This window comes from Bradyrhizobium sp. IC3195 (assembly GCF_020193585.1).
Lineage (GTDB): Bacteria > Pseudomonadota > Alphaproteobacteria > Rhizobiales > Xanthobacteraceae > Bradyrhizobium > Bradyrhizobium yuanmingense.
In genome coordinates this window covers 240143-264420 of record NZ_JADYVG010000001.1, presented here as the reverse complement: position 1 = coordinate 264420, position 24278 = coordinate 240143, and the positions used below count along the sequence as shown (strand labels likewise).

The 24278-nt window shown below is 64.2% G+C and carries 27 protein-coding genes; 6 read left to right on the top strand and 21 right to left on the bottom strand.

Annotated features, from left to right (window positions below; genetic code table 11):
- Positions 1-37: 37 nt before the first annotated feature.
- Positions 38-1891, bottom strand: a complete 1854-nt coding sequence (locus I6F09_RS01130) for an NAD(P)/FAD-dependent oxidoreductase (protein ID WP_225187301.1) — start codon at positions 1889-1891, stop codon at positions 38-40.
- Between the two features lie 177 nt (positions 1892-2068).
- Here I6F09_RS01130 and I6F09_RS01125 point away from each other — a divergent pair, with 177 nt between their 5' ends.
- Together I6F09_RS01125 and I6F09_RS01120 are read left to right on the top strand one after the other, a co-directional pair.
- Positions 2069-3694, top strand: coding sequence for a long-chain fatty acid--CoA ligase (locus I6F09_RS01125; RefSeq protein WP_225187300.1), 1626 nt, complete (start codon positions 2069-2071; stop codon positions 3692-3694).
- Positions 3695-3725: 31 nt separating this feature from the next.
- On the top strand, positions 3726-4937 hold the full coding sequence (locus I6F09_RS01120) for an acyl-CoA dehydrogenase family protein (protein ID WP_225151046.1): 1212 nt from the start codon (positions 3726-3728) through the stop codon (positions 4935-4937).
- Between the two features lie 21 nt (positions 4938-4958).
- On the opposite strand, the gene I6F09_RS01115 is transcribed toward I6F09_RS01120, so the two are convergent.
- The 5 genes from I6F09_RS01115 to I6F09_RS01095 all read right to left on the bottom strand — a co-directional run bounded on the left by I6F09_RS01115 (position 4959) and on the right by I6F09_RS01095 (position 10152).
- Positions 4959-5867, bottom strand: a complete 909-nt coding sequence (locus I6F09_RS01115) for an amino acid ABC transporter substrate-binding protein (protein WP_225187299.1) — start codon at positions 5865-5867, stop codon at positions 4959-4961.
- Positions 5868-6003: 136 nt separating this feature from the next.
- Positions 6004-7437, bottom strand: coding sequence for an amidohydrolase family protein (locus I6F09_RS01110; RefSeq protein WP_225187298.1), 1434 nt, complete (start codon positions 7435-7437; stop codon positions 6004-6006).
- Positions 7438-7453: 16 nt separating this feature from the next.
- Complete coding sequence (locus tag I6F09_RS01105) at positions 7454-8479, bottom strand: ABC transporter substrate-binding protein (protein WP_036034362.1); 1026 nt, start codon at positions 8477-8479, stop codon at positions 7454-7456.
- Positions 8480-8518: 39 nt separating this feature from the next.
- Positions 8519-9295 carry an ABC transporter permease gene (locus I6F09_RS01100; RefSeq protein WP_036001283.1) on the bottom strand — a complete coding sequence of 259 codons (777 nt, stop codon included), beginning with the start codon at positions 9293-9295 and terminating at the stop codon, positions 8519-8521.
- Positions 9295-10152, bottom strand: coding sequence for an ABC transporter ATP-binding protein (locus tag I6F09_RS01095; protein WP_036001404.1), 858 nt, complete (start codon positions 10150-10152; stop codon positions 9295-9297). The genes I6F09_RS01100 and I6F09_RS01095 overlap by 1 nt, the downstream gene beginning before the upstream one ends.
- A gap of 193 nt (positions 10153-10345) precedes the next feature.
- On the opposite strand from I6F09_RS01095, the gene I6F09_RS01090 reads away from it, so the two are divergent.
- The gene (locus tag I6F09_RS01090; RefSeq protein WP_025035646.1) at positions 10346-11104 is read left to right on the top strand and encodes a GntR family transcriptional regulator; all 759 of its coding nucleotides are present in this window, start codon (positions 10346-10348) and stop codon (positions 11102-11104) included.
- Here the strand turns inward: I6F09_RS01090 and I6F09_RS01085 are convergent.
- The gene (locus tag I6F09_RS01085; protein WP_225187297.1) at positions 11101-11517 is read right to left on the bottom strand and encodes a nuclear transport factor 2 family protein; all 417 of its coding nucleotides are present in this window, start codon (positions 11515-11517) and stop codon (positions 11101-11103) included. The two genes, I6F09_RS01090 and I6F09_RS01085, sit on opposite strands and share 4 nt — an antisense overlap.
- A gap of 152 nt (positions 11518-11669) precedes the next feature.
- Between I6F09_RS01085 and I6F09_RS01080 the strand changes: the two genes are divergently transcribed.
- Both I6F09_RS01080 and I6F09_RS01075 read left to right on the top strand, forming a co-directional pair.
- Positions 11670-12905: an amidohydrolase family protein gene (locus tag I6F09_RS01080; RefSeq protein WP_225187296.1), complete on the top strand. Its 1236-nt coding sequence runs from the start codon at positions 11670-11672 to the stop codon at positions 12903-12905.
- A gap of 196 nt (positions 12906-13101) precedes the next feature.
- On the top strand, positions 13102-13425 hold the full coding sequence (locus I6F09_RS01075) for a hypothetical protein (RefSeq protein ID WP_128262247.1): 324 nt from the start codon (positions 13102-13104) through the stop codon (positions 13423-13425).
- Here the strand turns inward: I6F09_RS01075 and I6F09_RS01070 are convergent, their stop codons facing one another.
- The 6 genes from I6F09_RS01070 to I6F09_RS01045 form a co-directional block, all read right to left on the bottom strand.
- Positions 13426-14349, bottom strand: coding sequence for an NAD(P)-dependent oxidoreductase (locus I6F09_RS01070; RefSeq protein ID WP_225187295.1), 924 nt, complete (start codon positions 14347-14349; stop codon positions 13426-13428). It lies immediately after the preceding gene.
- On the bottom strand, positions 14349-15227 hold the full coding sequence (locus I6F09_RS01065; protein ID WP_225187294.1) for a hypothetical protein: 879 nt from the start codon (positions 15225-15227) through the stop codon (positions 14349-14351). The genes I6F09_RS01070 and I6F09_RS01065 overlap by 1 nt, the downstream gene beginning before the upstream one ends.
- Entirely contained in the window at positions 15224-15937 is a 714-nt protein-coding gene (locus tag I6F09_RS01060) for a PIG-L deacetylase family protein (RefSeq protein WP_225187293.1), read from the bottom strand. The genes I6F09_RS01065 and I6F09_RS01060 overlap by 4 nt, the downstream gene beginning before the upstream one ends.
- Positions 15938-16012: 75 nt before the next feature.
- On the bottom strand, positions 16013-16897 hold the full coding sequence (locus I6F09_RS01055) for an amidohydrolase family protein (protein ID WP_225187292.1): 885 nt from the start codon (positions 16895-16897) through the stop codon (positions 16013-16015).
- Between the two features lie 31 nt (positions 16898-16928).
- Positions 16929-17639 carry a TetR family transcriptional regulator gene (locus tag I6F09_RS01050; RefSeq protein WP_036001304.1) on the bottom strand — a complete coding sequence of 237 codons (711 nt, stop codon included), beginning with the start codon at positions 17637-17639 and terminating at the stop codon, positions 16929-16931.
- Positions 17640-17723: 84 nt separating this feature from the next.
- Positions 17724-18866, bottom strand: coding sequence for a mechanosensitive ion channel family protein (locus tag I6F09_RS01045; protein ID WP_036022360.1), 1143 nt, complete (start codon positions 18864-18866; stop codon positions 17724-17726).
- Between the two features lie 126 nt (positions 18867-18992).
- On the opposite strand from I6F09_RS01045, the gene I6F09_RS01040 reads away from it, so the two are divergent.
- Positions 18993-20243 carry a DUF763 domain-containing protein gene (locus I6F09_RS01040; protein ID WP_225187291.1) on the top strand — a complete coding sequence of 417 codons (1251 nt, stop codon included), beginning with the start codon at positions 18993-18995 and terminating at the stop codon, positions 20241-20243.
- 35 nt (positions 20244-20278) lie between these two features.
- On the opposite strand, the gene I6F09_RS01035 is transcribed toward I6F09_RS01040, so the two are convergent.
- From I6F09_RS01035 to I6F09_RS01000, 8 genes are all read right to left on the bottom strand, one after another.
- Entirely contained in the window at positions 20279-20521 is a 243-nt protein-coding gene (locus I6F09_RS01035) for a hypothetical protein (RefSeq protein WP_036001316.1), read from the bottom strand.
- Between the two features lie 24 nt (positions 20522-20545).
- The gene (locus I6F09_RS01030) at positions 20546-20809 is read right to left on the bottom strand and encodes a hypothetical protein (protein WP_036001319.1); all 264 of its coding nucleotides are present in this window, start codon (positions 20807-20809) and stop codon (positions 20546-20548) included.
- A gap of 15 nt (positions 20810-20824) precedes the next feature.
- Positions 20825-21052, bottom strand: a complete 228-nt coding sequence (locus I6F09_RS01025) for a hypothetical protein (RefSeq protein ID WP_036034382.1) — start codon at positions 21050-21052, stop codon at positions 20825-20827.
- A gap of 1 nt (position 21053) precedes the next feature.
- Positions 21054-21254, bottom strand: coding sequence for a hypothetical protein (locus tag I6F09_RS01020; protein WP_036001325.1), 201 nt, complete (start codon positions 21252-21254; stop codon positions 21054-21056).
- 14 nt (positions 21255-21268) lie between these two features.
- A complete protein-coding gene (locus tag I6F09_RS01015) occupies positions 21269-21454 on the bottom strand; it encodes a hypothetical protein (RefSeq protein WP_036001413.1) in 186 nt (61 codons plus the stop codon).
- A 148-nt stretch (positions 21455-21602) separates the two neighbouring features.
- On the bottom strand, positions 21603-22874 hold the full coding sequence (locus tag I6F09_RS01010) for a cytochrome P450 (protein ID WP_225187290.1): 1272 nt from the start codon (positions 22872-22874) through the stop codon (positions 21603-21605).
- 101 nt (positions 22875-22975) lie between these two features.
- Positions 22976-23299, bottom strand: a complete 324-nt coding sequence (locus tag I6F09_RS01005; protein WP_225187289.1) for a hypothetical protein — start codon at positions 23297-23299, stop codon at positions 22976-22978.
- A gap of 190 nt (positions 23300-23489) precedes the next feature.
- The gene (locus tag I6F09_RS01000) at positions 23490-24263 is read right to left on the bottom strand and encodes a ferredoxin--NADP reductase (protein WP_225187288.1); all 774 of its coding nucleotides are present in this window, start codon (positions 24261-24263) and stop codon (positions 23490-23492) included.
- Positions 24264-24278 lie beyond the last annotated feature (15 nt).

Sequence of the window (24278 nt, the reverse complement as noted above, 5' to 3'; positions counted from 1 at the left end):
CGACCTCTCCTGTCCTGTACCGCTCGGCGGCGCAATCTTACCCGCTGGAATGCGCCGACTCCATGGCCCGATCATAGGACAATTCGAGGCCTTCCAGGTTGCCCTCTTTGCGCCATTTGTCGAGCAGCCGCAGGAATGCCACCGGCCCGCGCCAATATTGGCTGTTTCTTGCCGCGATCGGATCGAACACGCCTTCGTTATTGTAGTAGCCCGGCGTGCATTCGGCGAGATAGGTCTGCCGACCGAGCGCGGCCTTGACGACCTCCTCGACCCAGGCGTTCTCGGCCGCAAGCGTCGGCTCCAGGGTGCGTGCGTTGCGCTCGCGCGCCTGCTTGATGACATAGGCGATGTGCTGCGACTGCTCGTCGATGATGTGCGGAAAATTGGCGCTCTGGCCGGCCTGCACGGTGACGATCAGGAAGCAGTTCGGAAAGCCGCGGCTGTAGAAGCCGTGCAGCGTCTTGACGCCGTCCTGCCAGCGCTCGGACAGGCTCATGCCGTCGCGGCCATAGACCTCGAAGCCCATTCGGCGCGCGTAATCGGTGCCGACCTCGAAGCCGCTGGCATAGATCAGGCAGTCAAGCTCGTAGGCCTTGCCGCCGGCGACGACGGCATTCTCGGTGATGCGTTCGACGCCCTTCCCCCCGGTATCGACGAGATGCACGTTGGGACGGTTGAAGGTGTCCAGATATTCGTCGTGGAAGCAGGGCCGCTTGCAGAACGCCTTGTACCACGGCTTGAGCGCAGCCGCGGTCGCCTCGTCCTTGACCACGGTGTCGACGCGCGCGCGGATCTCCTCCATCTTGCGGTAGTCGGCCTGCTCGATGACCTTCAGCGCTTCCTCAATCGAGGTCACCGGCTGCTTTTGCCGGCGCGGTGCCAGCAGGATTTCGCCGAGCAGGCCGGTCCAGCCGTCCTGCACCAGGTCCTGCTCGAACGGCTCGCCTGAAATCACGGCGGTAAAATTGTCCATGCGCTCGCGCTGCCAGCCTGGCTTGAGGCTCTGCGCCCAGGTCGGGTCCGTCGGACGATCGTCGCGAACGCCGATTGCGGACGGCGTGCGCTGGAACACATAGAGCTCCTTGGCGGAGCGGCCGAGATGCGGCACGCATTGCACGGCGGTGGCGCCGGTGCCGATGATGCCGACGCGCTTGCCGGCAAGACCGGTAAGGCCACCATCCGCGTTGCCGCCGGTGTAGCCGTAATCCCAGCGGCTGGTATGAAAGCTGTGACCTCTGAACGTCTCGATGCCGGGAATGCCCGGCAGCTTCGGACGGCTGAGCGGTCCGCCGGCGAGGATGACGAAGCGCGCGCGGATCTGGTCGCCCCTGTTGGTCTCGACCAGCCACCGCGCCTCATGCTCCTGCCAGGTCATCCGCGAGATGACGGTCTGAAACAGCGCGCGCTCGTACAGGTCGAAATGACGGCCGATGCGGCGCGAGTGCTCGTAGATCTCCGGCGCCCGGGCATATTTGCGCACGGGCATGTAACCGGTCTCTTCCAGCAACGGCAGGTAGATATAGCTCTCGGTATCGCAGGCGGCGCCGGGATAACGATTCCAGTACCAGGTGCCGCCGAAGTCGGCGGCCTTTTCCACGATACGAAAATCCGCGATGCCGGCCTCGCGCAATCGCGCGCCACACAGCAGGCCGCCGAAGCCACCGCCGACGATGAGCACTTCGGTCGCTTCGCTGATGGCCGCGCGCGCAAATCCGGGATCGGCCCAGGGGTCGTCGAGATAACGGCCGAACTCGCCCGCAACCTCGACATACTGGGCCTTGCCCTCGGCGCGCAGACGGCGGTCGCGCTCGTCGCGATAGCGGGCACGGAGGGCGGAAATATCGACCGTAGAAGCGCCGCTTGCATCGGTCTTGTGTCTTTCCGCTGACATTCGATTCCTCCCGCGCATGCTGCTTCGCCGGCAGCTCACCGCACGTTAGCGCCGAAAAAGCGCTGCATGCAATCACGCTGATTGTTTTTTGCGTGAACGCTGCGTGACCTTCCGCTAACCTCGAGCGCAAATCACGAGCCTACGCCATGCAACGACATGGCCATCCGGAGGGAGACCATGCAGGGATTGATGATGGACATGCCGCTGCTGATCAGCGGCCTGATCCAGTATGCGGCCGATTATCATGGCGAAGCCGAGATCGTTGCACGCGAGATCGAGGGCGACATTCATCGCTACACCTACGCCGACGCCCATCCGCGCATCAAGCGCATGGCGCTGGCGCTGAAGCGGCTCGGCATGAAGCAAGGCGATCGCGTCGGAACGCTGGCCTGGAATACGCACCGGCATTTCGAGATGTTCTACGCCGCGCCGGGCATGGGCTACGTGCTGCACACGGTCAATCCCAGGCTGTTTCCCGAGCAGCTCGTCTACATCATCAACCACGCCGAGGACCGCCTGCTCTACACCGACCGCGCCACGCTGCCGATCGTGGAGGCGATCGCGCCGCAGCTGAAGACGGTGGAGGCCTATGTCGTGATGTCCTCGCGCGAGCGGATGCCGGAGACGAATCTCGCGAACGTGCATTGTTACGAAGAGCTTCTGGAACGCGAGAACGATGCCGGCTTCGCCTGGCCGGAGTTCGACGAGAAGTCTGCCTCCACGATCTGCTACACGTCGGGCACGACGGGCAATCCCAAGGGCGTAATCTACTCGCACCGCGCCGCGATCCTGCAGACCATGACCTGCTGCAATTTCGACTTCCTGCCGGGACATGTCGAAGGTGTGCGCGAGGTGATGATGCCGATGGCGCCGCTCTTCCACGGCAATGGCTGGAACATGCCGTTCACAGCGCCCTATACGGGATCGAAGCTCGTGCTGCCCGGCCGCAACTACGAGCCGGACAAGCTCTATGAATTGCTGGAAGGCGAGAAGGTGACGCTGTCGGCGGGCGTGCCGAGCTTCTGGCTGATCCTGCTCGATTGGCTCGGGCGGACCGGTAACAAATTCTCGGCCTTGCGCGCGACCTTGTCGTCGGGCTCGGCCCCGCCGCGCGCGATGGTCGAGAAGCTCAAGCGCGAGTACAATGTCGATTACATCCAGGCCTGGGGCATGACCGAGGCGCTGGGCTGCTCGATGCCGGGCCTGCGGCCGGGCTCGGAGCATCTCAGCGAGAAGGAGAAATTCGACCGCCGCCAGGTCTCCGGCCGCGCCTGCTTCGGCACGCATTTGCGCATCGTCGACGACGCCGGCATTGAGCTGCCGCGCGACGGCAAGACCGTCGGCCATCTGCGCGCCCGTGGCCCCTGGGTCGCCTCCGGCTACATGAAGCTGGACGAAGGCCTCGACCGCGACGGCTGGCTGATCACCGGCGACATGGCCGTGATCGACCCACAAGGCCACGTCACGCTGACCGACCGTTCCAAGGACGTGATCAAGTCCGGCGGCGAGTGGATCTCCTCGATCCAGCTCGAGGACATCGCCCTGTCCCACCCCGACGTGCTGCAAGCGGCCGTCGTCGCGATCAGCCACGAGAAATGGCAGGAGCGCCCCCTGCTCCTCGTCGTCCGCAAGAAGGGCGCGACCGTCGACGGCAAGGCGCTGCTCGAGCATATGCGTCCGAAGATCGCGAGCTGGTGGCTGCCGGACGCCGTCGAATTCCTCGACGAATTCCCGATGACCGGCACCGGCAAGGTGCTGAAATCCGCTCTGCGCGATAGGTTCAAAGAGTACCGGGTCGCGTGACCCGCTCGCCGTCGATCAAGGAGACCAGGAAATGCTCTATCCGATGTCGCCGAAAGTCGTCGAGCTCAAGCGCAGGCTCGAAAGCTTCATGGACCGGCACATCTATCCGAACGAGGAGCGCTTCTACCGCGAGGCTGAAGAGCTCGGGCCGTGGAAGGTCTATCCGGTCGTCGAGGAGCTTAAGCCGCTGGCGCGCGCGGAGGGGCTGTGGAATCTGTTTCTGCCCGAGAGCGATCACGGCGCGGGCCTCTCCAATCTCGAATACGCGCCACTGTGCGAGGTGATGGGCCGTTCGCACCTTGCTCCTGAAGTCTTCAACTGCTCGGCGCCCGACACCGGCAACATGGAGGTGCTGGAGCGTTACGGCAGCGAGCAGGACAAGGAGCGCTGGCTGAAGCCGCTGCTCGGGGGCGAAATCCGCTCCTGCTTCGCCATGACCGAGCCGGCGGTCGCATCATCCGATGCGACCAACATCGAGAGCTCGATCGTACGGGACGGCCACCATTACGTCATCAACGGGCGCAAATGGTACACCACCAACGCGACCGACCCGCGCTGCAAGATCTGCATCTTCATGGGCAAGACCGACCCCGACAATCCCGACCGTCACAAGCAGCAATCCATGATCCTGGTGCCGATGGACACGCCGGGCATCGAGGTCAAGCGTCCCCTGCCCGTGTTCGGCTTCTACGGCGTGCCCGACCGCGCCTCCGAAGTGGTGTTCACCAATGTGCGCGTGCCCAAGGAGAACATGCTGCTCGGCGAGGGCCGCGGCTTCGAGATTGCGCAGGGCCGTCTCGGGCCCGGCCGCATCCATCATTGCATGCGGCTGATCGGCCTTTCCGAACGCACGCTGGAGAAGATGTGCCGCCGCGTGCGGAGCCGGGTCGCCTTCGGCAAGCCGGTCTCGGAGCAGACGGTGACGCAGGAGCGCATTGCGGAGGCGCGCATCATGATCGAGCAGGCGCGGCTACTGACGCTGAACGCGGCCCATGCGATGGACACGGTCGGCAACAAGGTGGCGAAGGCAGAGATCGCAATGATCAAGGTCGCCGTGCCCAACATGGCCTGTCAGATCATCGACTGGGCCATTCAGGCCCATGGCGGCGGCGGCACCTCGAACGATTTCGGCCTGACGCAGGCCTACGCCACCGCGCGCTTGCTGCGACTTGCCGATGGACCCGATGAGGTCCATCGCAACCAGATCGCGCGGCTCGAGCTGAAGAAATACTCGAACGCCTAAGAAAGGCGCTCTTCCTTCGCTTCAGTTCACCACATAGACGTCAGGATCGGCGCTCGAGCTCGGTTTCTTGAAGGCGTTGCGCAAGGCTGATGACATCGGGACGTTGTAGTTGAGGCCGTTCGGCGGCGTCGGCGATTGCAGCCACTTCTTGTAGAGCGCCTCGATCTCGGGGGTGGCATAAAGCTCCGCGGTGGCGCGATCGGCGAGCGCCTTGAACGGCGCATCCTCTCGCCGCAGCATGATGCCGTAGGGCTCGGGCTTGGAGAACGCCTCCTCGCTGATCATGTAAGCTTGCGGCTCCTTCGACCGCGCGATCGCGACCGCGAGCTGGACGTCGTCGAGCGCATAGGCCTGGGCGCGGTCGGTCTCCAGCAGCAGGAAGGCCTCGGCCTGGTCCTTGGCCGGCATGATGTTGATGCCGAGATTGCGCTCGGTGTTGACCTTGGCGAGCTGCGTCAAGTTCACGGATCCCGCGACCGCCGTGACCGCCTTGCCCTTGAGATCGTCGATGGTCTTGATGCTCGCCGCCTTCCTGGCCGCGAACCGCGTCGCGCTGAGGAAGTGCGTGTTGGTGAAGGCGACCTGCTTCTGGCGGTCGGCATTGTTGGTGGTCGCCGAGCAATGCAGGTCGAGCGTGCCGTTGACCATCAAAGGAATCCGGTTCGAGGACGTCACCGCGACAGTCTCGACCGAAATGTCTGATATGCCGAGCTGCTTCTTCACGGCTTCGACGATACGGAGGCAGATGTCCATGGCAAAGCCGACCGGCTTCTGGTTGCCATCGAGATAGCTGAATGGGACGGAGGCCTCCTGATAGCCCAGCGTGATCTTCTTGGTCTCCTTGACCTTCTGGAGCGTGCCCGTGAGGTCTTCGGCCGAAGCTGCGCCGGCAAGACATGTCAGGGCCAGGAGAATGGTAGGTAGGCGCATCAGGGGCTCCTCGAAGGGGATTGGTGTCGAACTATCGAGGAGCTGATAGCCTAGAGGTCGGTCATGCGCCAGACGAGGCTGCGTCTACCAGCTATCGCTGTTTGATATGCATTCCGTCGCGGCGCCCATCGGCGCGTCACTGGCACGTCAGCTGCTGCTCGAACCAGCCGCTCAACCGATCCGACAGGGACGGCCACATCCGCCGGAAGCTGTCGAGCTTGCCGACATTGGCGCGGTACATCGCCCGCGATTCGCGCTCGATGGCCGGAAGGTCGACGCCCGTGCAGACCCCGTCCCGCGCGATCGTCCTGCCGGCGACGACCACCTCCTTCACCAGCGACGCATTGCCGCGCGCGAACAGCAGCGCCATCGGGTCAACCGACATGATCTGGTCTCGATCCAGCCGGTCAAGATCGATCACGACGTAGTCGGCGGGATTGCCCGCCGAGAGCTCACCATTCCCGGGCGCCCCGGTCGCATGGCGTCCGTTGCGGATGGCGAGCGCAAACATCTCGGCGGGCGTCCATGTCGCCTTGAAGCCGAGCCCGCCGTGAACCATCTGCACCAGCCGCATCTCGCGCAGGATGTCGTCATCCTCGTCCAGCGCCAGACCGTCGACGCCCACAGTGATGGCGCAGCCGCATCTGTGCGCAGCGGCGATCGGGGCGAGGCCCGAGCGCAAATGCATGTTCGAGCTGAAATTGGTGACGATGCGCGCGCCGGAGGCGGCGATCATCTCCAGCTCATCCGGACGGGCGTGAATGCAATGCGCCAGCGTCAGCCGCTCGGAGAGAAAGCCGACCTCGCGAAGCCAGCGCACCATGTCCGGAAAGTGCTGGTCGGCCCAGGCGCGCTGATAAACTGTTTCCAACAGATGCATGTGAATGCGGCGACCGGTCCGCGCGGAGTTCTCCGCGACGGCCTCCAGCAGCGGCTTCGAGCACCATTGCACACCGGCCGGCCCGAGCTGTACGTCGACCATCGGTCCGGCGATGGCTGCGGCAATTGCGTCGGTCAGCTCGATATAGGCCTTCGGCGACAGCGGCGCGCGAACGAAGAGATCCTCGATCGTCTTGCGATCGTCCCCGGGAAGCCCTGAAAGCATCGGCTCGGCATCACCGTAGACAATGGGGTTCTGGTCGCGCACCGCCATTGCAAACGCCATGCGAATCCCGACGTCGGATGCGGCTTTCGCGATGGCCTTGGCCTCGTCCAGCAGCGGCATCGTCCCGCTCGGACGCGTGTAATGGACCATCATCGCCGCGCAGCCTGCCTTGGCGGAACGGGCCAATGCCGAGACGGCCGTCAGATAGGGATCGATCGGCGAGCCCAGCGCGGTTCGCAAAATCCAGCTTTCCAGGGGCATGCCGACCGCATCGAAGGACGACGCCGTGGCACGGGCATGATCATGGGCGTTGACGAAGGCGGGGATGACGAAGGAGCGAGGCGCCGGCCCCGCTCCTTCCGAGATTTCGGTGATGACGCCCTCGTCGTGCCGCAGCACGACGTTCGCGCTGACGCCACGGTCAGGGCCACGGAACAGGCTGGTTGCCGAGATCTCCGTGGCCATGGCTGTTCCTCCAATCTCAGTTGGCAGTGTACACCAGTTCCCGCTCCGCGCGCGGCGGCAGGAATTCGCGCGAGAACACCTCCGCCGGCGTCGGCGCACGGGCGAGCTGATAGCCCTCGACCACGATGCCGATCGCGCGCGTCATCCGGTCGTCCTTAATGTCGCCGATGCCGATCTCCTTCATCTCCGGCGAGACGATCAGCTTCTCGAAGGAATATTGCAGCCGGCGCTTCTCCACCTCGGCGTTGATGAGATTGTCGTAGTTCAGCGCCGCCTTCATGCCGGCATTCTGGTCCTTGGCGATCGCGATCGCACCCTTGTTGATGGCGCGCACCAGGCCCGCGACGGCCTTCGGATTCGAGGCGATCAGCTTGCGGGAGACCATCACGCCGTTGGAATAGAGATCGAGGCCATATTCACCGAAGGAGAACCATTTGAAGTCCTTGTCCGGATCCTGGCGGTTGAGCACCAGATTGAAATAGCTGGTGATGTTGAAGACGAGGGCCGCATCGATGTCGCCCTTGATCAGCATCGGCTCCTGCAGGTTCGGCGCCATGTTGGAGATCTTGATCTTCTCACCGTCGAGACTATTCTTGCGCGTGAACACCGGCAACAGGCGCGTCGTCGGCGTGCCCTGCGCACCGCCCAGCGTGCGGCCTTCGAAATCCTTGATGGTGTTGATGCCGCTACTCTTCTTGGCGACGATGGCGAACGGCGGCTGGTTCCACATCATGTAGACCATGACGGGCGCCTCCTGCGGCTTGGTCGAGGCGTTCTGGATGATGGCGTTGACGTCGCCGAAGCCGGCGTCATAGGCGCCCGACATCACGCGCGTGACGGTGGCGCCGGAGCCCTCGCCCTGATCGATGACGACGTTGAGGCCTTCCTCTTTGAAGAAGCCGTTGTCCTTGGCATAGAAGAAGGCAGCGTCGCTGCCCTGGGTTTTCCAGCCTAGCGTGAACTTGATCGTGGTCTCCTGCGCGGTGGCGGCGCCTGCGGACAGCGCCAATCCAAGCAGCGCGGCGGTTAACTTCCTCAACATCGAGACCTCCTCAGCTTCGTTGCGTGACGGTTCAAGAAATCAGGTGGCGATCACGTCGTTCTTGCGCGTGGCCCAGCCGGTGACCTGTCCTTCGATCAGCGAGAACACGACGTAGAGCGCGACACCGAGCCCGGCGAGCACGAACAAGCCCGCGAACACCAGCGGCACGTTGAAATTGGAGGACGCGGTCATCATGACGTTGCCGATGCCGCGGTTGGAGGCGACCGTCTCCGACAGCACCGCGCCGACGAAGGCGTAGGAGATCGCGACCTTCAGCGAAGCAAAGAAGAACGGCATGGTGCGCGGCAGACCGACATTCCAGAGGATATCGAGCTTGCTGGCGCCGAGCGCCTTCAAGACGTCCTCGAGCTCGGGCTCGGTGGTGGCAAGGCCGGTCGCGATGTTGACCACGATCGGGAAGAAGCAGATCGACAGCGCGGTCAGCACCGCCGGCACCGTGCCGGAGCCGAACCACAGCACGAAGATCGGCACCACCGCGACCTTGGGGATCGAGGAGAAGCCGATCAGCAGCGGATAGCAGGTGTCGTAGGCCGTCTTCGACACGCCGATGATCGCGCCGAGGGCGACGCCGAGCGCGACGCCAAGCACGAAGCCGAGCATGGTGGTGGCGAGCGTCTGCACGATGTGCGGCCACAGCACCGGGAAGCGCTGGACCAGCGTCACGAAGACCTGCGAGGGCCGCGGCAGCACCAGATCGGACATGCCGGTCATCAGGCAGAACAGCTCCCAGGCGACGAAGAACAGCACGATCAGCCCCGCCGACCACGCTTTCTGCCTGACATCGATCCCGAACATCAGCCTGCCCCCTGCTCAGCGGCGCTGCGCGCATCCTCGATGAAGGCGCGCAGCTTCTGGTTCAGCGCGACGAAATCCGGCTCGAACGTCATCGCGACCGTGCGCGGCCGCGCGAATTCGACGCGGCTGTCGTCGAGGATGCGGCCGGGGCGCGCGCTCATCACGCAGATGCGGCTGGCAAGGAAGCCCGCCTCGCGCAGATCGTGCGTGACCAGCAGCACGGTCGGCTTGTGCGTCATCCAGAGATTCTGGAGGATCGCCCATAGCTCCTCGCGGGTGAACTGGTCGAGGGCGCCAAAGGGCTCGTCGAGCAGCAGCATGCGCGGCTCGTGGATCAGCGCACGGCAGAGATTGGCGCGCTGGAGCATGCCGCCGGAGAGCTGCCAGGGATAGCGGTTGCCGAACCCTTTGAGGCCGACCTGCTCCAGCAGCGCATTGGCCTTGTCGCGGAATTCGGTCTTGCGCAGCTTGCGGAACTTCGAGCGGAACGGCTCGACGATCTTCAGCGGCAGCATGATATTCCGCTCGATCGTCATCCACGGCAGCATGGTCGGGTTCTGGAAGGCCATGCCGACCCGCATCGCCCGGGCCGCCACCTCGCGGCCGCCGACGATGACGACGCCGCTGGTCGGCTGCACCAGGCCGCTGACGAGACGCAATATGGTCGATTTGCCGCATCCGGACGGGCCGACCAATGCGACAAACTCGCCGTCGGCGATCTTGAGCGTGGTCTTCGACAAAGCAGGCACGGCGCGGTCGCCGCGCCCGAAGGTCACCGAGGCCTCCGACAGCTCGATGGCGATCGTCGCAGAGCCTTCGGGAACGGGCTGGCCGTCGAACTGGGCGTTGGGTTGCATGCGCATCACGGAAAAAGTGCATGCAAGCTGGATGCCAGCGATCGAGCCCCGCGAAATCAAAGGCCTAGCCGAAATCCGCGCCAAACCGCCGGATTCGATTTAGGCAGTCCGGAGGCCAAACTGCATGCAATTGGAGCGCTCAATCGGCGCGAGCCTGTGCTAAAGAGAGATGTCACTCCCATGGGATTCGCCGATGGCGGCGCGCGCCAGCAGCAAGACTTCTGAATCGTCGGACAAGGTCAGCGTGATCTGCCGCGCGCTCCGGCGCGCCATCATCGAGCAGGCGCTGGAGCCCGGCGCCAAGCTGCCGGAAGATGCGCTCGGCGAACGTTTCGGCGTCAGCCGCACCATTGCCCGCCATGCGCTAGGTCAACTCGCCGCCGAAGGCCTGGTCGAGCTCCGCCGCAACCGGATCGCCGTGGTGGCGACGCCGAGCTGGCAGGAGGCGCGCGATGCCTTCGACATCCGCATCGAGCTCGAACGCCTCGTCGTGCGCCAGCTCGCGGGCAAGCTGACCAAGGCGCAGATCGCCGAGCTGAACGCCCATGTCGATGCCGAGGATCGCGCCCGCGGCGGCACGGATGCGGTGTCGATCCGACTCGCCACCGAATTCCACATTCTGCTCGCCCATATGACGAACAGCCCGATTCTGGTGCGCTATGTCAGCGAGGTCGCCTATCGCTGCTGCCTGACGCTGTCGCTGTACAGCCGGCCGCATTCCACCGAATGCGCCATCAACGAGCACCGCGCCATCATCGCGGCGCTTGCCAAGGGCGATGCGGCCAAGGTGATGGAATTGATGCATCATCACCTGGATTCGGTGGCCAATCGTGCGCTGGTCGCTCCCACTCCGCAGCGTGGCCGCGATCTGCTCGACATCCTCGCACCCTATGCGGACGAGGTGACGAGCAATCGCGTCGTCAAGCTGCCGAAAATCGCGCGGAGGGGCTAAGCCTCGATGCCGCGCTGGACGAGGATGCGCTCGGCGCTGTCGTTCCAGACATCCATCTTCACGATCTGCCCGTCCCTCACGACGAAGCGATCGACATAGCGGTTGCCCTCGAACGGCGTGCCGTCCATCCATTCGCCATAGAGCGTGCCGACGCTGTAGACGACGGTCTCGTCCGGGCCCGGGCAGACGTCGAACCGGTCCATCTTCTTCTTGACCCAGCGATAGCGTTTCGCGTTGAAGCCGGTCGGCCCGCGCGGATGGTCGAACGCGCGCCCGCCGGTGAACGTGATCACCGTGCCCGGCTTCATATAGGCCGCAGCGGCGTCGGGATCCGGTATCATCGAAGCGGTGAGATAGGCTTCGACAATCTCGGCGTCGGTCATCGGGCTTTCGGCTTTCGCGGCAGTAGACATCGCGGGGTTCTCTCCGGATGCCGCTATCTTACAATCCGGGTGCCTCAAAGTGCATGCACAATTTTTGGACAATCCAGCCTCAGCATTGCACACAATCTGGAGCTGCCCGCCCCCACGGCTTCCGCTAGGCTGCCACGGCTGAATCCAACGCCATGACCGCCCAAGCCACCTTCGACCTGATCTTCCGCAACGCATTGTTGCGCTCTTCCGCCGCACCGGTCGATATCGGGGTGAAGGACGGCCGCATCGCCGCGATCGCGCCAAAGCTGGCCTGCGAGGCCGCCGACGTCGATCTCGGCGGCCTCCTCGCCCTGCCCGGCTTCGTCGACACCCACATCCATCTCGACAAGGCCTGCCTGCTCGGCCGCTGCGGCCACGATCACGGCAGCGTCTCGGAGGCGATCCGCGCCGTCGCCGGGATGAAGAAGGATTTCACAATCGAGGACGTCTACGCGCGCGGCGCCAGAGTGCTCGAACGCGCCATCGTCAACGGCACGACGCGCATGCGGACGCATGTCGAGATCGACCCCCGCATCGGCCTCCGCGGCTACGAGGCGGTCAAGGCGCTGAAGCGCGATTACGCCTGGGCGATCGATCTCGAGCTCTGCGTCTTCCCGCAGGAAGGCCTCACCAACGATCCCGGAGCCGAGGAGCTGCTGATCCAGGCGCTGCGCGAAGGCGGCGAGGTCATTGGCGGCTGTCCCTACATGGACACCGACCCGAACGCCCATCTCGCGCGCATCTTCGATCTCGCTGAGGAATTCGACATCGACGTCGATCTCCATCTCGATTTCGATCTCGATCCCTCCTGGTGGCATCTCGACGAGGTCTGCCGCCAGACCGAGCAGCGCAACTACAGCGGACGCGTCGCGATTGGCCATGCCACGAAGCTGTCGGCCCTGCCCCCCGAACGGATGAAGGCGGCCACTGCGCAACTGGCAAGGTCAGGCGTTGCGGTCACCGTCCTGCCCGCGACCGATCTCTATCTGATGGGGCGCGAGGCCACGCACAACGCGCCGCGCGGGCTGACCCTGGCCCACAAGTTTGCCGGCGACGGCGTGCTCTGCTCGGTCGCGACCAACAACGTGCTCAATCCCTTCACGCCGTTCGGCGATGCCTCGCTGCTGCGGATGGCGAACTTCTACGCCAACGTCGCGCACGCCTCGGTCAGCGACTTCGACACCTGCCTGGACCTCGTGACCGGGCTGCCGGCCCGGTTGATGAACCTCGCCGACTACGGCATCGAGGTCGGCAATCCCGCCGATCTGATCGTGCTCGATACCAAGGACAGCCGACTCGCGATCGCCGAGCTGCCTGACGTCCTGATGGGCTTCAAGCGCGGCCGGCAGACATTTGCACGGCCCCGGCCGACCCTGTTCAAGAGCTGAGCGCGTTTCACGGCCGATATTTCGGGCATCGCGCGCACAACCTGATCGGCCGCGAGGCCACGGCAGTTCGATTTTACCGCCGGTCCGCGCCGACCCGAGTTCGGTAGAATCCCGGACCGTAGCTCAACGCATTGCGAGGCAGGCCGCGCCGCCATAACTAGGACGTGCACTGACAATCTGCGTTCAGTGGGGAAGTATGAGTCTGTTCAGCGCATTCAGCAGCATCGATGATTCCGTCCAGGCCCGAACGCCGACCGATACGGCGGTGAAGCGGCTGGACGGCATCGGCCACGTTCTCTCGGGCCTCGATATCTCGGCCATCCAGACGCAGGCTGACGTGAACCGTACGCTCTGGACGCTCGATGCCGCCAGCAAGTGCGTTCGCGCCGTGCTGGCGGAGTTCCGCACCCAGCCGGCCACCGAGCAGCTCGTCCGTAAATCCCGCAATCTGATCGACCTCATCGAACGCGCGCGTGACCAGGTCGGGAGCTTCGAATCCCGCGACCCGGTCCTGAGCTGACTATTTCGTCCGATTGATCTTCGCCAGGATCCGGTCCGCCTCGGTGCGCCAGTCCGCACTGCAGGCGAATTCGCTGCTGCCCCTCAACCCGAACAGCCCCTCATCGGCGAGATCGGCCATCCAGGCCTGCCGCTCGGCCGTGCCTTGCGCCGACCACGGCGTCAGCCCCGCCTCGCGCACGGTCTCGGCGACCTCGCGCACCTCCTCGGCCCGGCGGCGGCCGTGCTCGATCACGCGCTGGAAGCAATAGGCGCCCAGCTCCTCCCAGTCGATCCCGGGGAACGTTTCCGCAAGCGAAGGCAGCACCGCATCCTCGACGCCATAGGCACGCGCCGTCGTGAAGCTCTCGATGACCATGGCCTCCAGGCCCTTGATCATGATGCTGCGGCACATTTTGACGGCCGAGGACACGCCGAGCTTGTCACTGGCAACCTTGGCCGCGAAACCGATCGTATTCAGAAGCGGCTCGAGCTCCCTCGCGCCGGGTCCGCCGAGCAGCAAAGGCACCTTGATGCGATAAGGCGGCACCGAGGTCATCACCGCGCCCTCGACATAACGCCCGGCGGCACCGTCGATCAGCCCTGCCGCGCGCTGCTTGGCGCCGGGAGAGGCCGAGTTGAAATCGAGAAACCAGGTGCCCTGATTGATCGCTGCCACACAGGCCTTTGCGACCGGCACGGCCTGGCTCGCCGTGACGGCGGAGATGATGAAGTCGGATTTCGCGGTCAGCTCGGCGTGGGACGTTGCAAGAGCGACACCGAATTTCGCCGCATGCTCTTGCAGCGACGCGCCCTGCTCGCCGCCAAGCTTGATGTCGTAGGCTGAGACTCTGATGTCCTGCTGGCGCAAATCCTCGGCTAGAATCCTGCCGACCTCGCCATAGCCGACCAGCCCGATCTGCCAGCGTCTGGGATCACCTGCCATCAGTTCAGTCCTCGTGTCGTCTCGTCAAAGAGCTCATCGACCGTATAGCGGCGCGGGATCAGCGCCTGCTGGAAGGCGTAGTCGATGATCAGCTCGAGCGGTTTTCTGTTGGCCTCGATCCCGTACGGAACGAGGTCCGGCGTTGCCGTCGCTCCCGTCTGCGCCTTGTTGCGCTTGAGCAGATCATAGACGCCGGCGACCACGTCGGGGCGCGATTTCGCCAGGCTCTCGGTCACGACCACGAGATGGTTGATCGGGACCACGCCGCGCCGCGAATACCATCTGGAGGCTTCTGCGGCCGGATCGGGAAACAGCGGCTTCAGCTTGGGATCATCGGAGGTCTCGCCGAGGACGGCATCGAGCTCGCCGTCGCGCAGCATCTGCAGGATCTTCTTGTCCTTCGGCGCGCGCTCCGTGGTGTCGACATATTCGGCGACATGCGGATCCTCGAAGGTGATCCAACGAATCCTGTCGAGATCGACGCCGTAGTCGTTGGCGAGGATGCCCCTGATCCAGGCGCCCGTCGTGGTCGTGAAGGAGCGGATACCGACGCGCTTGCCTTCGAGATCGGACGGCCCGAGCGTCCCACGCGCAGGATTATAGAGAGCGTAAGAATGCTGGAAGCGGCCGAGCATGGTCGCCGGCAGCAGCACCAGCGGCTTGCCGTGCGCTTTCGCCATCAGATAGGTGACGATCGCCATCTCGCAGACGTCAAAGGCCCGTTCGCGCACCATCGGCTTGAACGCCGTGTTGGTCGGCGTGTATTCGATGAAATCGAGATCGAACAGGTCGGAACGGAGCGCCCCGCTCTTCACCGCCTGCACATGGTGGTGACTGCCGAGTACGGCTTTCAGCTTGATTGTGCGGACCGGCTTCATGCCAGCTCGTCCGCAACCGTCGGGAATAGGCGCTGATAGGCCTCGCCATAGGTCATGGGAACACCGGTGTTGCGGCTGCCCTGGATGCCGCGGTTGAGCGCGACGCGCTCGTAATAGCCCCAGAGATGTTTTTGCGCGGCGAGAATCTGGAACGCCTCGTGTTTCTCCTTCCAGACCTCGTCGATCTTGAGAATGGTGTCGGGCTTGTAGTTACACTGCTCGGGCTGGTGCGGCTCGAACAGGAACACCGGCGGCGCCGAATATTTGTACGGCGCGCCGGGCTTGTGGCCCATGGCCTGCGCGACCACACGCGTCTCCTGCGCGAAATGCGCCGCGTTCGGATGGTCGAAATTATAGGGGTCTTCCAGCGCATGCGTCAGGACGAAGCTCGGATTGAGCTCGCGGTAGATATCCACCATACGGTCGAAATGCGCCTCGGTGAGCTTCAGCGGATAGTCACCGCAATCGAAGAACTCGATTTCGGCGCCCAGCAGCCTGGCTGCCCGTTCCGCTTCGTCCTTGCGGCCGGCCTTGACCGACTCCAGCGTCGCGCCCTGCTCCTTCCAGGCGAACTGACTCTCGCCGCGCTCGCCAAAGGACAGGCACACGATCTTCATCCGATAGCCCTTCTTCGCATGCAGCGCGATGGCGCCGCCGGCGCGCCAGACGAAATCGCCGGGATGGGCGGTGACGACGAGGCCTGTTTTCATGGGCTACTCCCTTTTGTTTCGTATGCATGCGTCCACAGCACATGTCCTCCCAGCGTGCCGGTCGCGATGACGTCGTCACGCCTCGAACCCGAACAGGCGCGCGGGATTGTCGACCAGAATCTTTGTCTGCAGCTCCGGCTCCGGCGCGAACAGCGGGATCAAATCGACGAGATCGCCGTCATTCGGCATCACCTTGACGTTGGGATGCGGCCAGTCCGTGCCCCAGATGACACGATCCGGCGCGGTCTCGACGATCTTTCGCGCGAACGGCACCGCATCGGTGAACGGCGGACCGATAGAGGACACCCGCTCCGAGCCGCAGATCTTCACCCAGCACTTGTCATCGCGCTGCATCAGCTCGATCAGGATCTTGAACGGCAGCTGGTCGAGCCCGTCCCCTGCCTTCACCCGGCCCATATGGTCGATGGTGTAGCTCAGCGGCAGGCTTGTCAGCATGTCGGCATATTCGGGCAAATCGACCGCATCGAAATGCAGGTCGACGTGCCAGCCGAGCGGCGTGACCATCGCGACGATGCGGTCGAAGACGCGCTTGTCGGGGACGCCGCCGAGATGGCGGACGAAATTGAAGCGGCAGCCGCGAAAACCGCCCTCGTGCAGCACGCGCAGGTCGCACTCGGTGACGGTATCGTCGATGTTGGCGACGGCACGGTAGGCGCCATTGCTCTCAGCGATCGCATCGAGCGCCACCCTGTTGTCGGTGCCGTGCACGCTGGCATTGACGATGACGGCGCGCTCCACGCCGAGCTTGGCATGCAGGATGCGAAAATCCTCCAGCGGTGCATCCGGCGGCGTGTAGGAACGCTCCGACGCGTAAGGATATTTCGCGCCGGGCCCGAAGATGTGGCAATGCGCGTCACACGACAACTTCGGCAGCCTGAACTTCGGCGTGCGCGTGTTCGGGTCGGGCGGTGGAATGGTCGGCGTGTACATCATCGTCATGAGGTGAACCGCCGAAGCGAGATTTCTTGCTTCACGCCTTGCCGGCGACGACCGGCCGCCGCCGCGCCGGCGCGGCCTCATCCAGCGCCGGCGCCTGGAAAGCCGCGACGGTGGCCTGCACCAATTGTTCGATGGCGCAAGCGGCATCGCTGCCGTCGGCCTCGCCGCGCGACAGGCGCGACACGCGTTCCGGCGTCACCAGTGAATAATAGAGTGCGCCGAGCAGGAAATGGCTGCGCCAGACGATGTCCGTGCGCGGAATGTGCGGCAGGCTCTCGTGGACCGCGTCGATGAAGGCGTGGCTGGTGTCGTCGAAGGTCTGCGCGATGATCTTTCGCGCGACCTCGTTACCTTCCGCCGACATCACCGCGCGCAGCCGCGTGAAACGCGCCCCGCCGCCGGCGAGATCGCTGCCCGAGGTGAAGGCCGGCACCACATAGGCCCGAACGATCGCCTCCAGCCGGTCCTGGAGATCGCGCACGCGCTTTGCGGCCGCGAGCAGCTCGGAACGGCGCAGATTCATCGGCCCGCAATGACGCCGGTAGATTTCCAGCAGCAAACCGTCCTTGGTCTTGAAATGATAGGTCACGCTGCCCGGATTTGCCCCGGCAGCTTGCGCAATGTCGCGCACCGATACGGCATTGAAGCCGTTGGTGGCGAACAGCTCCTCCGCGGCGGCGAGGATCGCCTCGCGCATATTCGGCTTGCGGGCCGCTTCCTTGCTGGTGGGCTTGCGTACCATGAGATTTGTACTATCGTACAAAAGATCAGGTCTCGTCAACAAGAACGTGGCAATGGCGGGACGACGCAGGCGCGTAAGCGCCGTTCAGTGACTGGCGCTCGCCCGCATCTTCTCCGGCGGTGCGGGACGCAGTCCGAGATCGCCCTCTCCGTCTCCCGACGGGATCAGGATGGCGCGGTCGCGCGGCAGCGCCTCCGGCATCTCGTCGCGGATGAAGGCGATGAGCTTCTCCCTGATCTCGCAGCGCAGGTCCCACGACTGCGGTGCGTTCCTGGCACTGACCAGTGCCCGAAGCTCGATGGTGCGCGAATCGGCATCGATCACCTGGAGATTCACCACCTCCCCGTCCCACAGCTTCGACTGCTTCACCGCCTCCTCCAGCCAGCGTCGGATGCGCGGGACGTCGGCGCGATAGTCGACATGCAGCGCGACGACGCCGATGAGGGATGCGGTGTCGCGCGTCCAGTTCTGGAATGGCTTTTCGATGAAGTAGGACAGCGGCACCACCATGCGGCGCCAATCCCACAGCCGGATCACGACATAGGTCGAGGCGATGTCCTCGATCCAGCCCCATTCGTTCTCGATGATCACGGCATCCTCGATGCGGATCGGCTGGGTGATCGCGATCTGCAGGCCGGCGATCAGATTGCTCAGCAGCGGGCGCGCGGCAAGGCCGACGATGATGCCGGCAGCACCTGCGGAGGCGAACAGGCTGACTCCGTATTGCTTCACGGAGTCGAACGTCATCAGCGCGGCGGAGACCGTGATGATGACGATGATGGTGTCGGTGACGCGCTTGAACACGCGCACCTGCGTGACATGCTTGCGCGCGACGAAATTCTCGGTGACATCGCGAAAGTTCTGCAAGTAGCGCGCCGCGCTCATGTCGACGATCCGGATCGAGATCCAGCCGATCAGCGCGATGAAGGCCACGACGAACAGGCGCGTCAGGGGGGTGCGGATCGTATCGTCGAGCGGCGCCAGCGGGAGCACCATTGCGACGGCGGCAAGGCAAAGCGCCATTTGCGCGGGGCCTGCCGTGCGCTCGATGAACACACTCAAGAGCGGAAGCCGCGTTCCGAAAGCGCGGTTGAGCAGCCATGTGGCGACCCGGTAGGCGAGCAGGGCAAGAAGGATCGCGCCGGCAACCAGGGTGAGGCCGATGAACCATGACGGTATCCAGCCGAACATCCCGTCGATATCGGCCGTCAGAGCCTGCCAATCCATGGATCGTCCCCATCATTGCATTCACGCAACCCGCACAACGCATCCCGGCCGGCTTCGCTCCCCCGCCCCGTGCAATGCAGCATCCCGCAGGTGCAACCGTCGCTGAGCTGCGCTAGGCTTGTCGCCATGACTCGACGAACCGGCAGCGCCGATCTTCCTCTTCACACCGGGCGGGTTCCGCCCTGGCTGGCAAGTCGCATGTCCTCGCTCGGGGCGATCGTCACCCAGGCGATCGTGCATCATTACGGCCGCGACGCATTTCTACAGCGCCTGTCGCATCCATTCTGGTTCCAGTCGTTTGGCGCCGTGATGGGAATGGACTGGCACTCCTCCGGCATCACCACCTCCGTGATCGGCGCGCTGAAGCGCGGGCTCGGACCGCTCCAGGACGAGCTCGGGATTTACGTCTGTGGCGGTCGCGGTCAGCATTCGCGCAAGACGCCGGACGAGCTGTTGCAGCTCGGCGACCGCGTCGGATTCGACGGCGTCAAGCTGACCCGGGCCAGCCGGCTGGTCGCCAAGGTCGACAGCGCCGCGGTCCAGGACGGCTTTGACCTTTATCTGCACGGCTTCTTCGTCACCACTGAGGGCAAATGGACGGTGGTGCAGCAGGGCATGAACGGCGACAAGCGGCAGGCGCGGCGCTATCACTGGCACTCCGAGGCACTGAAGAGCTTTGTCGATACGCCGCACAGCGCAATCGACGGGCCGCAGCAGGGGGAGATCGTCAATCTCACCGATCATCGCGCCGATCTATCTCGGACGGCACAGCTCGAGCTGCTCTCCGACCTCGGCCCGGATCGCATCGTCTCCGAATTCGAGCGGCTCGCGGGAACCCCATCCACGCCGGCGCAAGGCATGCTGCCGCATCTGATCATGCCTGCGCATCATGATGTGCGGCCGAAGGACGTGTTCGCGCGCCGCCTGCACGGCACGCTCGCCGCCGCAGCCGAACGCGGCCCGGTCGATTTTCCGGAGCTGCTGCTGACGCCGGGCGTCGGCGCGCGCACGGTGCGCTCGCTCGCGATGGTTGCCGAGGTCGTGCACGGCGCGCCCTATCGCTTCACCGACCCCGCCCGTTTCTCGCTCGCCCATGGCGGCAAGGACCGGCATCCCTACCCCGTTCCGATCAAGGTCTATGACGAGACCATCCGGGTGCTGAAGGGCGCGATCCGAAACGCGAAGCTCGGACGCGACGAGGAGATGCAGGCGATCAAACGCCTCGACGACCAGGCACGGCGGTTGGAGAGGACCGCGCGCGGCCCCTCAGTCGATGCTTTCATCGCCGGCGAGCGTGCGGCCTCACCGGAGCTCGATGGCCGTTCGGTGTTCGGCTGGGAGCGTGACCTTGCGCCCACAAAAAAGCGGACCGGCTGAACACCGGTCCGCAAGTCGGCGGAAGGAACGCCCTCTCAGGTCTCGTCGGCCTCCGGCTTCTCATCGAGCCGGTTTGCTGCGTGGTCCTGATATTGTTCGGTCTGGATGGACTTGCCGTCCATGCCGCGAATGTCCGAATGCTGTTTCTTGTCTCGGTTGGACAGGACCATGTTGTCGCCGATCATCTCCTTCGGCACGTCGGTCAATGCGCCGGTGCCGTCGCCCTTGCCATGCATGCCCGATCTGAAGTGCGTCTTGCTGCCATGCCCACCAGGCATCAGTCTCTCCTCTCTTCCGATGATTTAGTGCTTCTGTTGTGCCGTCGTCGGTTTGGGCGGCTTGTGGCCGCTCTGGCCGGGATCGTTGTGCTTGTTGTGATCGCTCTCCTGGTTGAGACCGCCGCGGCTCACTGGAAACTCACTGTGACGAGCTTCGGGGTTGGCACGATGGACTCGCGTGTCTTGCGGGTTATGACCGGCGGCCTGCTCGAGTTCTCGCGCATCCGGAACATCTGGCTTCCGCTCGAGGATGCGCACTTGCTGTTCGTGAGTCTTCTTGCCCTGCATTGTGGGCCTCCAATCTTACCGGCCTCTTCGGGGCGAACCGCTCCGCGCGACATCCTTGTCGATACCGCCACCGGCGTTCACGTCGTTTTCGACGTCGCCTTCGATCGTGTTCTCGCCCAAGACGTCCTCGAGGTCGTCAGGCGAAACGCCTGCCCTGTTCGCGCCCTTGGATCCGCCGATCAGGGGATTGTCATGCAGGTCCTTCTCGGTCGGCGCGTACAGCTTGGGTTGCTTGTTGGCCATGTCACCTGCCTCCGCCCTTTCCGGCCTCGTCGTGCGTGTGATGGGAATCGCGCTCGCCACCGCCGCCGGAAACCCGGCTGTGGCTGCGCTGCGGATCGTCCGCCGGCGGCTTCTTCACCTGAAGTGGTGCCTTCGCGTTCTCATGCGAGGCGCCGGGTCCGCCCTGTCGAATGCTGTTCGGTGTCTTCGTGGATGTCGACATGAATGTCGTCCTCCTCAGCGATCTTGCTGATAGCCTTGGTTGGTCGTGTTCTGCTTGATGTTGCCCTGCTGTCCCTGCTGATCTGGATTCTGTACACGCTCCTGACCGTGCGGCATCTGATCGGCGGACATCTGCTTGCGATCGCCGGTTCCCTTGCGGCTCTGATTGTCCGGTGGAACAGGTGGCATCTTGCTGGCCATGATCTGGTCTCCCGTTAAGACGTCGATCTGCGACATGCGCCCCAAGGAACTCCCCTCCGCGCCATGTCGGGATGACAACAGCACGAACGGCACACCGTTCCTGGCCGATCACAACAGGCAAAGATTTTCCGAAAGGGCGCCGCCGACGTCAGTTCGCCGCGGTGAGGGAACGATCGTCCCTCGTTCCGGCGCGTGCAGTCGTCTCTGTTCCGCGGCCCTCTGCCGTGACGGGAAGCTTCGCGATCGCGCGCAAGCCCGGCCGCCTGCGCCAGCGGATCTCAGCGGCATCGACGGCCAGACTCAATTTCGGCCAACGCACGAACAGCGCCTCCAGCGCGCAGGCCGCCTCGATGCGCGCGAGCTGATGGCCGAGACAGAAGTGGATTCCCGTACCGAACGAAATATGGCGGTTCGGCTTGCGTTCGAGATCGAGGGTCTCGGGACGATCATGTACCGCGGGATCCATGTTCGCAGCGGCGAGCATCACCATGACGCGATCGCCCTTCTTCAGGCGCACGCCCTCGACCTCGACATCGCGCCGCACGTAGCGTGGCTTGGAGAATTGCACGGGCGAGACGAAGCGCAGAAACTCCTCGACCGCGAGCCCGACGCGGCTCCAATCCTGTTCCAGCCAGTCGCGCAGCTCGGGATTCCTGAGCAGCTCGTAGATGGAACCGCTGATGAGATGGGTGGTGGTTTCCGATCCCGCCCCGAGCAACAGAAACACCATCGAGACCATTTCATCCGGCGTGATCTGGCCGCCTTCGCGCTCGACCTGAATCAGCTCGGCAATCAGGCCCTCGCCGCCCTGGACACGCGCGATCTGCAACTGCTGCTCGAGGTAGGCGCGCATCTTGCGCACCGCGAACAGCAGGCGGAAGAAGCTGACGACATTCGTCAGCGAGGTCATCGCGTTGGCCCAGGCGATGAACTTTGGACGATCTGCGAGCGGCAGACCGAGCAGCTCCGAGATCACCGCGAGCGGCAGGATGCGCGCATAGCGCTGGACCAGATCGGCCGGGGATCCTTGCGCGAACAGCTCGTCGGCCAGACCGTCAGCGATGGCCCGGATGCGCGGCTCCATCGCAACGATCGCGCGGCGGCGAAACGCTTCGTCGACGATGCTGCGCAGCCGCGTGTGATCCGGCTCGTCCATCGTCAGCATGTTGTTGGCGATGGTCCTGACGAATCTCGGCATCCACCAGCGCAAGCCCGCGATATCGCCATCCTCCTTGCGCAAGGTGAAGGTCGCGCCGTCCTTCAGGACCTGCGCGGTGACGTCATGAGTCGTGGTGATCCAGACATTGCCGACGATGGGAAACCGCGTCGCGACCACGGGTGCGGACATGCGCAATTTCGCGATCGCCTTGGGCGGATCGCGAAAGAAGGCCTCGCTGGTGAAATCGAGGCGCACTGTCATGGGATCACCGGAACGATTGGTGGCGTATCACCGAGATGGTGCGCGGCGCGGCTGGCGCAAGGGCGCGTCTGCTCGTAGGCCGCGGGCGTGGCGAGCCGCGGCTATCCGCGCCCGGAGGAGCGCTGGCTGCTCTTGCGCTGCTGTTGGGTGTAGGCGTCCCAATGGCTCCAGCTGCCGTTGCTGAGGCTCTGCAGGTCGGTTGCGAGTGGGCGGCGCGTCCGCTTGTCGTGATCGGCGATCGCGCGCTCCGACTGCGCGATCTTGCGCTTGAGTTCCGCGATCGTCTTCTGCGTCTGGCCGTTGCGCTTCGAGGTGGCGATCTCGCCCATCGTGAAGCGCGCGGTCTCCAGCGCCTTCAGCTCGGCGCGGTTCTTCTTCAACTGAACCCGGTGCCAGGCGATGTTGCTGTCGCTGTCCGCAACCATGTGGGAACTCCGCTGATTCGGTCCCACATAGTATCGTGCGCCGAATCGGCGCCGCAACGCCCCGGCGGTGGCGAAAATGCGATCTTCTCGCGCAGAAATTCCGGATCTGGAGCCCCGCAACGGGGCCCTAGATTCTTATTTTGGCGCGTCTTCTCGACGCGAACCGGTATCCACTTCGCTCGAAAACGCTTCAGCGCTCGGCGAAGGCCTTCTCGACCACGAACTGGGCAGGCTCGCCGTGATTGCCCTCGACGAAGCCGCGCTCCCCCAAGAGGACGCGGGTGTCCGCCACCAGGGCCGGGCTGCCGCAGATCATGACGCGGTCATGGGCGGCGTCCAGCACCGGCAGGCCGATATCGGCGAACAGCTTGCCCGAGGTGATGAGGTCGGTGATGCGGCCGCGGTTGCGGAAGGGATCGCGGGTCACGGTCGGATAGTAGATCAGCTGGTTCTGGATGTACTCGCCGAGCAGTTCGTCCTTCGGCAAATGCTCGGTGATCATCTCGCCATAGGCGAGCTCCTTGACGTGCCGACAGCCGTGCAGCAGCACCACCTTCTCGAACCGATCATAGGTCACGGGATCCTTGATCACGCTCAGGAACGGCGCAAGCCCCGTGCCCGTGCCGATCAGGTAGAGGTTGCGGCCCTCTTCCAGGTTGTCGATCACCAGCGTGCCGGTGGCCTTGCGGCTGACGATGATCTCGTCGCCTTCCTTCAGATGTTGGAGGCGCGAAGTCAGCGGTCCGTCCGGCACCTTGATCGAGAAGAACTCCAGCGTGTCCTCGTAATTGGCGCTGGCGACGCTGTAGGCCCGCAGCAGCGGCTTCTCGCCCACCCTGAGCCCGATCATGGTGAATTCGCCGTTACGGAAGCGGAAGGTCGGGTTGCGGGTGGTCTTGAAGGAGAAGAGCGTATCGGTCCAGTGGTGGACGCTCAAAACGCTTTCTTGATTGAAATTGCTCATCTCACCTTCCCTGTC